The 10,709-nt window shown below is 30.5% G+C and carries 14 protein-coding genes and 2 riboswitches; of the genes, 4 read left to right on the forward strand and 10 right to left on the reverse strand.

Annotated elements, in window-relative coordinates:
• Positions 1–149: 149 nt before the first annotated feature.
• Positions 150–247, reverse strand: a riboswitch (purine riboswitch).
• Positions 248–1,088: 841 nt separating this feature from the next.
• Genes V5784_RS00565 through V5784_RS00575 form a run of 3 tightly spaced genes read right to left on the reverse strand, consistent with a single transcriptional unit; the run spans position 1,089 to position 3,118 of the window.
• Positions 1,089–1,433: a hypothetical protein gene (locus V5784_RS00565; protein WP_336887103.1), complete on the reverse strand. Its 345-nt coding sequence runs from the start codon at positions 1,431–1,433 to the stop codon at positions 1,089–1,091.
• Positions 1,434–1,476: 43 nt separating this feature from the next.
• Positions 1,477–2,346, reverse strand: coding sequence for a ParB N-terminal domain-containing protein (locus tag V5784_RS00570; RefSeq protein ID WP_336887104.1), 870 nt, complete (start codon positions 2,344–2,346; stop codon positions 1,477–1,479).
• The gene (locus V5784_RS00575; protein ID WP_336887105.1) at positions 2,339–3,118 is read right to left on the reverse strand and encodes a ParA family protein; all 780 of its coding nucleotides are present in this window, start codon (positions 3,116–3,118) and stop codon (positions 2,339–2,341) included. Before V5784_RS00575 ends, V5784_RS00570 begins: the two co-directional genes overlap by 8 nt.
• Before the next feature lie 312 nt (positions 3,119–3,430).
• On the opposite strand from V5784_RS00575, the gene V5784_RS00580 reads away from it, so the two are divergent.
• Together V5784_RS00580 and guaA are read left to right on the forward strand one after the other, a co-directional pair.
• Positions 3,431–3,946 (forward strand): cob(I)yrinic acid a,c-diamide adenosyltransferase, encoded by a 516-nt coding sequence (locus V5784_RS00580; RefSeq protein WP_336887106.1) that lies wholly within the window; start codon positions 3,431–3,433, stop codon positions 3,944–3,946.
• A gap of 76 nt (positions 3,947–4,022) precedes the next feature.
• A riboswitch (purine riboswitch) is annotated at positions 4,023–4,120 on the forward strand.
• Positions 4,121–4,216: 96 nt separating this feature from the next.
• Positions 4,217–5,755, forward strand: a complete 1,539-nt coding sequence (guaA, locus tag V5784_RS00585; RefSeq protein ID WP_336887107.1) for a glutamine-hydrolyzing GMP synthase — start codon at positions 4,217–4,219, stop codon at positions 5,753–5,755.
• Positions 5,756–6,050: 295 nt separating this feature from the next.
• Here guaA and V5784_RS00590 read toward each other — a convergent pair whose 3' ends face one another.
• The 3 genes from V5784_RS00590 to V5784_RS00600 all read right to left on the reverse strand — a co-directional run bounded on the left by V5784_RS00590 (position 6,051) and on the right by V5784_RS00600 (position 7,056).
• Positions 6,051–6,647 (reverse strand): antA/AntB antirepressor family protein, encoded by a 597-nt coding sequence (locus V5784_RS00590; protein WP_336887108.1) that lies wholly within the window; start codon positions 6,645–6,647, stop codon positions 6,051–6,053.
• A complete protein-coding gene (locus V5784_RS00595) occupies positions 6,641–6,769 on the reverse strand; it encodes a hypothetical protein (protein WP_336887109.1) in 129 nt (42 codons plus the stop codon). The genes V5784_RS00590 and V5784_RS00595 overlap by 7 nt, the downstream gene beginning before the upstream one ends.
• Before the next feature lie 113 nt (positions 6,770–6,882).
• The gene (locus V5784_RS00600) at positions 6,883–7,056 is read right to left on the reverse strand and encodes an AbrB/MazE/SpoVT family DNA-binding domain-containing protein (RefSeq protein ID WP_336887110.1); all 174 of its coding nucleotides are present in this window, start codon (positions 7,054–7,056) and stop codon (positions 6,883–6,885) included.
• 372 nt (positions 7,057–7,428) lie between these two features.
• Between V5784_RS00600 and V5784_RS00605 the strand changes: the two genes are divergently transcribed.
• A complete protein-coding gene (locus V5784_RS00605) occupies positions 7,429–7,830 on the forward strand; it encodes a hypothetical protein (RefSeq protein ID WP_336887111.1) in 402 nt (133 codons plus the stop codon).
• 117 nt (positions 7,831–7,947) lie between these two features.
• Complete coding sequence (locus V5784_RS00610) at positions 7,948–8,892, forward strand: hypothetical protein (protein WP_336887112.1); 945 nt, start codon at positions 7,948–7,950, stop codon at positions 8,890–8,892.
• Between the two features lie 148 nt (positions 8,893–9,040).
• Here the strand turns inward: V5784_RS00610 and V5784_RS00615 are convergent, their stop codons facing one another.
• Genes V5784_RS00615 through V5784_RS00630 form a run of 4 tightly spaced genes read right to left on the reverse strand, consistent with a single transcriptional unit; the run spans position 9,041 to position 10,644 of the window.
• A complete protein-coding gene (locus tag V5784_RS00615) occupies positions 9,041–9,343 on the reverse strand; it encodes a hypothetical protein (protein WP_336887113.1) in 303 nt (100 codons plus the stop codon).
• 11 nt (positions 9,344–9,354) lie between these two features.
• Positions 9,355–9,804, reverse strand: coding sequence for a lysozyme (locus V5784_RS00620; RefSeq protein WP_336887114.1), 450 nt, complete (start codon positions 9,802–9,804; stop codon positions 9,355–9,357).
• Positions 9,805–10,101 (reverse strand): hypothetical protein, encoded by a 297-nt coding sequence (locus tag V5784_RS00625; protein WP_336887115.1) that lies wholly within the window; start codon positions 10,099–10,101, stop codon positions 9,805–9,807.
• 15 nt (positions 10,102–10,116) lie between these two features.
• The gene (locus tag V5784_RS00630; protein WP_336887116.1) at positions 10,117–10,644 is read right to left on the reverse strand and encodes a hypothetical protein; all 528 of its coding nucleotides are present in this window, start codon (positions 10,642–10,644) and stop codon (positions 10,117–10,119) included.
• Between the last annotated feature and the right edge of the window lie 65 nt (positions 10,645–10,709).

Here is a 10,709-nt window from a genome sequence, read left to right on the forward strand (position 1 = left end):
AAACCTCCTAATTTATATTGAAATTAAAATGATAAAATACTAATTTTTTATGATCTATAGTATATTTTTAATTATATCTTAAAAAAAAGGTATAAAAAAAAGACCGTAGTCCACCCTCTACAAAAACTATGTGTGAAGAGTATAGACTCCTGCCTTTACTTTTCACCCATAGAGGTTAATTTAGGGTTAACCGTAGAGACACTAGACCATATTTCTAGCTTATATGAGTTATTGATTATTATTATAAATTTCAATAATCATAACATAAATATGATATTGTTGTCAACACCAAAAATATGATAGAACAATAAAAAAAGACCGAGAAATTATACTCTAACCTGGGAACTAAACACTAGAAAACGAGTGTCTAGTGAGCGGCTTATGAAATACAATTTTCTTTTTTGTCGCAGATTACTCAGATTAAAAACTTTCAACGCAGAGATTTCCGAGGTTCACAGAGGGAATTTTTTTCTTGAGCCTGACTAAGGTCTGACTTTAACTCTTCCTTCTTATAGTTTCCCGATTGGCGAGTACAAATTTTTCTTCTAGTTATAAGAAAATTACGATGTCAAAAGGAAACAGAAGTAGTAATGGTTAGTATTTTAAGCGAAGTTTATAGTCGTTACGCTTTGGTTTCTCTGATCTTACATTTAGAAAATTATTTTTTATTACAATATTTTTCTAATATTTGTAACCTGCGAAAACATAAAAAGGAGGAGTTAAAACCTTCTTTCCCCCCATTATCAATTGTACATTATACATTTTTCAAAAACACCCCCTCATTTGCCTCCTGTGCTCTCCTAAAAACTTCCCCTTGTGATTGTACCCCTATAGTCGAAATACGCCAAACTACGAGGTCTTTAAACCCTTGGTAATATTGGGGTAGAGAGCACATTTTTAGATTTGTATAACCAGTGGACAAAACGTCTAATGAGAAGACAAATTGTCTTCTCATTAGACGTTTTTGGGCTATAAATAGAGACTAAATTACAGTGATTTACAATCTATAGATAGCAACCACAGATACTAATGGATCTAAAAAAGATGACTCCTGTAGAATACAGAAATCATCTTTTAATTATAATTTTTTATTTTTTTATGAGATCTTCAATGTTGATATTTGTATTAAAATCCATATCATAGATCTTAAATTTAAAGAATCCCTTATCATCACTGGGTATGTCATATTTTGGCATAATTTTTTCATAGATATAATCATAGATTATAACAATAGTTCCATTATTTTTATTTTCATCTAAGACATTTTTTAATCCTATTACCCTTTTGGGATCTATTCCCAAGACATTTTTTAGGAGATTTAATCTCTCTTTTCCATCCAAAAGAGTAGCTAAAACTTTGGAGAGTGTAGGAGAGATTTTTATTGCGAAGATAGGTTTAATCGGATCTCTGGGTATAAACTTTATTTTATTCATCTAATCACCTACTTTTATTTAATTGGATACAGTCTTACGCTACTTATTTTATAAAGGTATAGTCCCCTTTTTCCATCATCTCTTTAATTTTTTCAAAATACTCCTTAACTTCTGAAGGGATTTTTTTCTTTACAGAAAAATTAAATCCTTTGGTAGTGTATTTTATAGATATTTTTTTTGGTTTTTCCGATAGGTTTAAGTTTTTTAATAGTTCCCTCAGTTCATCTCGGTTAAAATCCTTATACTCTTTTACAATATCAGATGTAGTTTTTTCTGAGCTCAGTTTACTGACAATCTTATTTAATAGTTCTGCCTTATCTGCTCCTAAAACTTCTATAATTACCCTGATCTCCATGGGATAGGTGATAGCATTTTTAATTCTATAATATGTTTTTTTACTGATATTATATCCGGTTATTATATCTTCGATAGATTTATCTTTTCTGGCAGCTTCCTTGTTAAACTTATAGGATTGTTCCAGTAGAGTTAAGTTTTTTCTCTTTAAATTCTCATCGATGGAAATGGTATCTAAAAGACTGTATGGAGTATTTTTATCAAATATAACCACCCTGTCCTTGGCTTTAACTTCTTTTTCATCTCTATAAAGTTCCCTTATGGCACTGGCTCTTCGAAGACCACTAATAATTCTAAATTTTCCATCTTCCTTTTCCTGAAGATATATTATATTTAAGAGCCCTATAGCACTAATACTTTCCTTGAGTTCATTCAATTCAGAATCATCCATGGAAAGTCTGTTTATGAAAGTCAGGTCCCCAAAATCAACCTGATCCAAGAGCTCGTGACGCATATGAACCATTCTTCCATATTGCTTTACTATTTTTTCCTTGGGGAGATCTAAGGTTTCTTTTTTCAGCCCCCTATTAAGCAGAGGATTATTTCCTAATCTACTCACAGTTCTCCTCCCTGTTAATTATTTCAACACAAAGAGACTTATAATCTTTGGCTCCATTACTTCTAGGAGCATAATCAAAGATACTGGTCCCATGGGAAGATGCTTCTGCTACCTTTATATTTCTTCTGATTAAAGTTTTAAACATATTCTCTCCGAAGAATTTCTTTAGCTGTCCGATAACTTCTACATGAAGTTTAGATCTAGAATCTACCATGGTAGCAAAGATCCCACCGATTCTAAGGCCATCGTTCATTCTGTGAGTAACGATATCTATGGTATCCATGAGTTCTACAATTCCTTCTAGTGCATAGAATTCTGTCTGAACTGGGATATATACCTCGTGGGATGCCATAAGAGCATTGAATGTAAGGGTATCTAAACTAGGTGGGCAGTCAATGAGGACATAGTCATATCCATAGACATCTTTTAAAATTTCCTTGAGCAGACTTTCCTTTCCAGGGACTCCTCCTAATTCTAAGTTAACCTTTGACATCTTTATATTAGTTGGAAGTATATCGGCAAATGAAGTTTCTACAACTATATCACCAAAATTTAATTTACTTGTCCCAAAGGACTTGGCCTTTAGGAGATCATACACAGTATAGTCTAGATTTCTTTTGTCCAGACCAAAACCAGAAGTCAGATTTCCTTGGGGATCAAAGTCGATAGCTAAAACTTTTTTTCCCAGACTATGTAGACCTGCGGCTATATTTTGAGTGGACGTAGTCTTAGCCACCCCACCTTTTTGATTTAAAATTGAAATTATCTTCATTTATCCCCCTTCCATATATTTTATTTGAATTATTAATTGAACTTTCTATTTAAGCGGACGCCTTTTAAATAAAAGACTTTTACACTTTAACTACCATTAATATTAGCATATAATTAGTCATTTTACAAACCATCTCCTACTTCTATTGAACATTTTATTGACAAATTTTTAAAAAAGGAGTATATTCTTGTCGTGCATTTGCATAAAACTTTAAAAAATAAATAAGAATAGAATTAAAAATAAATATGAGTGGATCTGTATGCCCTCATTGTAACGAAAGGATAGATATCTTTAAAAGTGGAGGAGGAAAAGATGAAGGGATACACACACGTATACACAGGTAATGGTAAGGGGAAAACAACAGCTAGTATAGGCCTTATAGTAAGAGCATTAGGAAATGGTTTAAAAGTTTATATGGGTCAATTTATGAAGGGGCAAAAATATGGAGAACTAGATACTTTGGAAAAATTAGGAGTACTGGTAGAAAGATTTGGAACAGAAAATTGTATCATATCTCCTGAACATATAACTGATCTAGATATAGCCAAAGCAAAAGAAGGTTATAAAAAGGTAGAAGCGATCTTACTCAGTAAAAAATATGATTTAATTGTATTGGATGAGATTTGTGTATCTACATATTTTAATTTGATAACCAAGGAAGAGATCTTACACTTGATGGAGATTAAGCCCAAAGAAACGGAACTTATATTAACTGGAAGGTATGCTCCTAAAGAAGTTATGGAATCCGCTGATCTAGTCACAGAGATGAAAGAGATCAAACATTATTATGACTGTGGAGTTATGGCAAGGAAAGGCATAGAAAGGTAGTATATTCTTAAATAAAACAAAACTTTTATTCTTTTAAAACATTGACATTTTAGAAAATACATGGTAATATTTTTTAAAATTTATTATTAATATAACTCATATAAATCGGTAATACGGTCCGGTGTATCTACGACTAACCTCAAATTAGTATCTATGAGTGAATTCTAACCCAAAGTCTAAGTTTTAAAAGTATAGGCTCTATTTGGATAGGTTCACTGTAGATACAGAGTGCTTATTTATATAGAGTTTTTTTTATTATAGGAGGATGAAATGAAGGAGAATAGTATAGTTATTTTAGATTTTGGTTCTCAATATAACCAATTGATTGCAAGAAGAGTAAGGGAAATGGGTGTTTATGCCGAGGTCGTTCCTTATTATGAAGATTTAGAAAAGATAAAAGCTAGAAATCCAAAGGGAATTATCCTGTCTGGAGGACCTGCATCTGTATATTTAGAAGGAGCTCCCACAGTAGACAAAGCAATGTTTGACTTAGGTATCCCTATCCTTGGAATTTGTTATGGAATGCAACTTACTCAACATCTATTAGGTGGAGAAGTAGCTAGAGCAGATAAGCAAGAATTTGGAAAAGCAAAAATAATAATTGATGGAACAGAAAATCCTTTCTTTAAAGGAGTATCAAAAGAGACTGAAGTATGGATGTCACATGGAGATCATGTTACAAAAATAGCTCCAGGATTTGAAAAATTAGCTCATACAGATTCTTCTACAGCTACACTATATAATGCAGAAAAAAAGATTTATAATGTACAGTTCCATCCTGAAGTAACTCATTCAGCTGAAGGAACTAAGATGTTAGGAAACTTTGTGTTAGAAGTATGTAAGTGTGAAAAGAACTGGTCACTGGGTAACTATATTGAAGAAACAGTAAAAGATATAAAGGAAAAAGTAGGAGATAAGAAGGTAATCTTAGCTCTATCTGGTGGAGTAGATTCATCGGTAGCTGCAGTACTTATCCATAAAGCCATTGGAGATCAACTTAGTTGTTTCTTCGTAGATACAGGTCTTATGAGAAAAAATGAGGCAGAAAAAGTAATGAAAACTTATGGGGAACACTACCATATGAATATAGAATGTGTAAATGCTCAAGATAGATTCTTGGATAAATTAAAGGGAGTTTCAGATCCTGAAACTAAGAGAAAGATAATCGGGCATGAATTTATTGCAATCTTCGATGAGCAAAAACAAAAGATGAAAGATGCAGAATTCTTAGCTCAAGGTACTATCTATCCAGATGTTATCGAATCTCAATCTGTAAAGGGACCATCTGCTACGATCAAATCTCACCATAATGTAGGTGGATTACCAGAAGAGATGAATTTTAAATTATTAGAACCACTTAGAGAATTATTCAAAGATGAAGTAAGAAAAGTTGGAAGAGAATTGGGTATCCCTGATCATATGATCGACAGACATCCATTCCCAGGTCCTGGATTAGGAATCAGAATCATAGGAGCTGTAGATAAGGAAAAAGCTGATATCTTAAGAGAAGCAGACGATATCTTTATCTCAGAATTAAGAGCTGCTGGTCTATATCAAAAAGTAAGTCAGGCATTCGTAGTACTTTTACCTGTAAAATCTGTAGGAGTAATGGGAGACGAAAGAACTTATGAATATACAGCAGTATTAAGATCAGCAGATACAGTAGACTTTATGACCGCTACATGGTCACACCTTCCATATGAATTCTTAGGTAAAGTATCTAATAGAATCATAAATGAAGTTAAGGGAATCAATAGATTAACCTATGATATTTCTTCTAAACCACCTGCAACTATTGAGTGGGAATAAGATAACCAGTAATCTATTGTAATTTATTATTACTAGATGTGTTGGTTTTATTGAACTAAAGACGACTACTTTAATTTATTGTAATTCATTTTAATTTATTGTAACCAAGTTTTAGGCACATAGAAGGCACACAGGAAGAGAGGGAAACCTCTCTTTTTTTAATTTTATGACTTATCTGTACTAAAAATGTGGTCAAAACTAATTTAGCCTATATTTTTCTAAGGGTAGAACGTTAGCCACCCACCTATAATATATTTAATAAGAAAAGTCTACCAATTAAGGTAGACTTTATATTTTATCTTGGCTTCACCTTACAAAATTTATTACCTTTGTATATCTCTCCATCAAATTTATCCTTAGCAAAATACTTTACATTGTCAGAGAACATAGCTATGTATTCTTCTCTCTCATGGATAGAGCCTAGTAAGTCATCTACCTTAGCTATATCGGTGTGGAGTTCATCAGCTAGTTCTATTACACGAAACATAGCTTCAAACATATGTTTCATTTCTTTTTTACTAAATTTGTCTTTATTCCTTTTGTTTTCTAGTTCTAGTTTTTCTAATCTTTCTTCCAATGCTAATGTCAGATCTTCCTCGCACTGGATAAAATAACGTCTAATCTTTCTTCCCATTTCATTATGTTCTACCATGGATATTTCTTTTGCTACATTGAGTTTTAGGATATAGTCTATAGACTCTGTTTTGTTCCCTTGAGCTGTCGCTCTTTTTTGAGCGACAGTTGTAAAGTCAATGTTTTCAACAAAACCATACTTTTTAAGTCTTCTTTTTATCCAAGTATCAAACCTAGTTTTTATTCCTAATTTTTCATATATTTCTCTAGCTGATACCAGTTGTTTTCCCTTTTCATTTGTTTGAATTTTTATTAACATTTTGCACCACCTAACTTAAAAGCTATCTTGATAGCCTCCTCCTGTGATGTTACAAAGAACCTTATGTCCAATTCTTTGATGAATACTTCAATTAATCCATTTTTTAATGGTTGCATTCTCATATCTGTACCTCCTATTGAATTTTAGGAGTTTATACAGTATAATAGAGTTGGTGGCAGTATTATACTGTATGGCTCCATTAAGTCGTTTTATTCGATGAGGTGGAGCTTTTTATTTACTTTTTTTTTATAACTATTTCTTTTTTGTCTTCATCAAAATAAACATCTATTTCTCTATCTTCTTCTACGATATTCATTTTGTTACACCAAGCTTTAGGAATAGCTAACCTCGTTGTTATACTTCCTGAACCTGATTTAGAAAACATCATTTTTAATGTTCTTTTTTCCATTACCTCACCTCTTAATTGACTTATTAAGAGTATAACGCACCGTTGACGCGTTGTCAATTTTATTTTAGGAGTTTTTTATTCAATTTTGATTTTCCACTTTTGAAAAACCAAAAAACCCTAATAAAATTAATAGCTATCTTGCTTTCCAAATTTGGAAAGCAAGATTAAATTTATTTTTAAATTTTTAGAAAAAAATAAAAAGACACTAGATTTAGTGTCCTTTTAAGGGATGGTTTTATTGAGGTTTATTATGAAAGTCCCTAAAGACATATTACATAATATTCATGAAAAGTAATTAAATGTATCAAATTTTTAAAAAATGTGTTATCAATATATTATAAATATATTTGAAATTTAAGGAGAATAATAATCATGAAATTAAAAAATTGGTTTTTATATACCATTATAGTTGGTTTAATTCCACTAATAGCAAGAGGTTGTATTTTTTTAGTTTTAAAGGAAAAAAATTGGGATTTTTTATTCGACCCTTTAGACTTTATAATTTTAGGTTTAATCGTAAATATTAATAATATCAATGAATTAGAGAGAAATAAGGTACTTGAAAAAGATTGGAAAACTAATAGAATATTGATTTCTATTATATTACTAATCGTATTTGCTATATTTTTTTCTATATGTATTTTTTCTAATTTAAATAAAGATCTCTTTGATATATCTTCAATATTAATATCTTCAGTAGTAATATCAATATCTTCAATTATTTTTAGTTTTTCTATTGTAGATAGTGTTATAAAAAGTGAGGTAATATCATGAATAGATTTATAATATATCTTTCTTTTTTGATTTCGATAGGGCTTACTATTTTTAGCATTAAAACGATTATAGATACAAGAAAAAAACATTATAAAGATTACATCAGGAGGAAAAGAAATGGAAAAAATTAAATCATTTATCTATTTAGATGAAATGAAAATGAATTCAATTGCTTCACAAATATTTGAAGGATTAATTCAAAATTACGTTCAAACAGAAGAACAAGAAAAAACTGAAACAGAACAACAAAAAGGACCATTATATAGTGGGAAGGAATTAGGAGACATTTTAAAAATAAAAAGCCAAAAAAATGAAAATAAATTTTTTCATGATTATTTATATAATATGTTTGAAAAAAAACTATTTGAATTAGATAAGGTTATAGACGTGAAAGATTATTCAATAGATGAAATGAAAAAAATAGAAACTTTAAAATTTATTAAAGTTAAGGGAAAAGTAACTTTTAATGATTCAAGAGAAGTGTTGAAAACAATCTCTGAATTTAATAATCTAGGAGATGCAATAGCTTATATGAGTCTTTTCGATGAAAAAGAAAAACTCGATAATGAAAAAAATCATAGGGTTTCACAAGAAAAAGATAGAAATAAAAAGGTTAAAATTGAGAAAATGATTAAAAGTAAGCTAAATCAGTCAATAAAAGAATATAAAAAAGAAAATAATTTAGAATTTGATCAAGAGTTTATAGAAAAATTAAAATATATTACTGATTATGGATTAAATGATATGTTTGAAATTCAATTGAAAAAAAATTCAGTTGATTTTACTAGTACGCTTAATAGGGAATTTTTAAAAGAATCTGAAAGTTTTTTAATAAATAAATTTTCTCGTTCAACGGAAGCAGAAATTACATTATTTGGAATAGTTACTCAGACTCATGACTATATACCATCATCAAAAGACAGTGATGACTCAAATCAAGGAAATTTTAAAGAGGCTTTTCGTCATATAGTAGATTCATTAATTGATATTGAGAATGCTTTTGTTGGAAAAACTTTAGGAGAAATTATTATTGATCCGATTGCAATATATGCAGAAATATAAATAAAAGATTAAAACTAAAAAAAGATAGGATGCCCTATCTTTTTTTATCATTTATTTACTAAAAATAATTCTCTTATAGAATTAGCCCTCCTAAAAATTTTAAACTGAAAAAGTTTAGTTTTATGATGAATAGGATCTATTTTAAATTCTAATCCTTTTCCTTTGATATGGAGCCCTCCAAACCCAGCGACACCTTATATTTATCTAATTCATTATCTATTTGATCATTAGAGGTTATATTAATATTTCCATTATGTTTTGAATTCTTTAGTCCTTCAGCAAAATCAATAAGCACCTTATAAGCTACATCTCTGGCTTTTTCTCCTCCTACACCTTCAATTGCATCTCCTACCTTGTCTCCTGTTCTCTTGAGTAGTGGTGATGGTAAAATGAATAATATAATCCCCAACAATATCTGTAATACTAATGGATTTGTAAATAGTTCTTTCATAAAATCCCTCCCTATAAATTAATAAATAAATTCCCCTCTGATTTTCTTCTGGCAACTAACCCATTTAATACTTTTCCACCTGCTTTATTCCATCGCTTAAATTCATTAGAAGCTCCTGTATAGTCTTCCTTGTTTAATTTCCTAAGCAATGTACAGTTAGATTCTTTAAAGATACTAGAGCCTAAATTATAAACAAATGAAGTTAGAGCATTAAACATATTTTGATTGATTTTAACTTTTACTTTTTTATTGACTGTTCCTTCTGCCCAGGACAAATCATTTTTTAATAATGCTTCTGCCTCTTCTTTAGATACACGATCTCCCTCTTTAATTTTATCCCCATTGCAATATCTAGTAGTCCCATACCCAATGGTCCAAACTTTTGCAGGACACAAATATGCTTTCTCTCTAAATCCTTCAAAATGCTTAATGAGATCTATTCCTTTTTTATTTATTTTCATCTATTTCCCTCCTCGATTAAATACCATATCTACTATTCTTCCGGCTTCTCCTTTTTCAGATAAAAGGCCTAATAAAGCTGCTATGCCAAAATGGATAAAAGCCTGTGGTCCTTCTAATCCCAACATAAAAACAACTAGCATTGTGACCGATCCTGCAAACGCTCCACATATAACCCTAGCCCAGAATGGTTTAGTAGTTCCCTGATCTTTATATGCTTGATAACAGCTACCTATAGTGCCAAATGCAATTAAGACTATGATGTATGTGATTAAGTCTAGTGTAATATTGTATTCCAAATAATCCCTCCTATTTTAGATTAAAGTAAGCTCTTGGGAAGTATCTGCATGAAGCTGCAATAACCTTACTATTTCAGGATCTGGCTTTGATACTTTCATTCCTAATTTTTCCCTGGAATCTAATCTGGCCTGTGTATTTTCTAAGTCAGTTTCAATTATCTTAATTCTATTATTTATACTGTCTATCTCCATTTGTTTATCATATATCCAGACATTTCCAGCCCAGGTATAAAACTGTCCTGGAGATGGGATAATTTTTATTTTATCCCCTTCCAGGATCTCACCTGTTCTCAGGCTTTGATATCCTTTTTCTATTTGTTCTCTATCATTTAGAAAATATATAGTAAAATCAGGTTGAATAATATATGGTCCTTTTAGTTCTCCCTCATAGACAACATGAACTTCTGGATTATAGTCATATGGGAATGCTTTTACATATTCCCCATTGATTCTGTTTTCATCCAAAAAAATAGATTTTATAAGCTTTTCTTTAGCTAGTTCCCATGTAGGAGCCGCTTCTTTTTTTAATAAATTATATTTCATTTTTCACCTCTCTTTTTATCTATCGACCAAAACAAATTTAGATTTGTTTTGGTTAATATGTATAT

The sequence above is a fragment of the Psychrilyobacter sp. genome (assembly GCF_037132775.1).
GTDB lineage: Bacteria > Fusobacteriota > Fusobacteriia > Fusobacteriales > Fusobacteriaceae > Psychrilyobacter.

What these genes read in the sequence shown, in the direction of transcription:
- V5784_RS00565 (WP_336887103.1), bottom strand. Translation starts at nt 1,433, where the DNA reads ATGAATAAAATAAAGTTTATACCCAGAGATCCGATTAAACCTATCTTC.
- V5784_RS00575 (WP_336887105.1), bottom strand. Translation starts at nt 3,118, where the DNA reads ATGAAGATAATTTCAATTTTAAATCAAAAAGGTGGGGTGGCTAAGACT.
- V5784_RS00580 (WP_336887106.1), top strand. Translation starts at nt 3,431, where the DNA reads ATGAAGGGATACACACACGTATACACAGGTAATGGTAAGGGGAAAACA.
- guaA (WP_336887107.1), top strand. Translation starts at nt 4,217, where the DNA reads ATGAAGGAGAATAGTATAGTTATTTTAGATTTTGGTTCTCAATATAAC.
- V5784_RS00590 (WP_336887108.1), bottom strand. Translation starts at nt 6,647, where the DNA reads ATGTTAATAAAAATTCAAACAAATGAAAAGGGAAAACAACTGGTATCA.
- V5784_RS00595 (WP_336887109.1), bottom strand. Translation starts at nt 6,769, where the DNA reads ATGAGAATGCAACCATTAAAAAATGGATTAATTGAAGTATTCATCAAA.
- V5784_RS00600 (WP_336887110.1), bottom strand. Translation starts at nt 7,056, where the DNA reads ATGGAAAAAAGAACATTAAAAATGATGTTTTCTAAATCAGGTTCAGGA.
- V5784_RS00605 (WP_336887111.1), top strand. Translation starts at nt 7,429, where the DNA reads ATGAAATTAAAAAATTGGTTTTTATATACCATTATAGTTGGTTTAATT.
- V5784_RS00610 (WP_336887112.1), top strand. Translation starts at nt 7,948, where the DNA reads ATGGAAAAAATTAAATCATTTATCTATTTAGATGAAATGAAAATGAAT.
- V5784_RS00615 (WP_336887113.1), bottom strand. Translation starts at nt 9,343, where the DNA reads ATGAAAGAACTATTTACAAATCCATTAGTATTACAGATATTGTTGGGG.
- V5784_RS00620 (WP_336887114.1), bottom strand. Translation starts at nt 9,804, where the DNA reads ATGAAAATAAATAAAAAAGGAATAGATCTCATTAAGCATTTTGAAGGA.
- V5784_RS00630 (WP_336887116.1), bottom strand. Translation starts at nt 10,644, where the DNA reads ATGAAATATAATTTATTAAAAAAAGAAGCGGCTCCTACATGGGAACTA.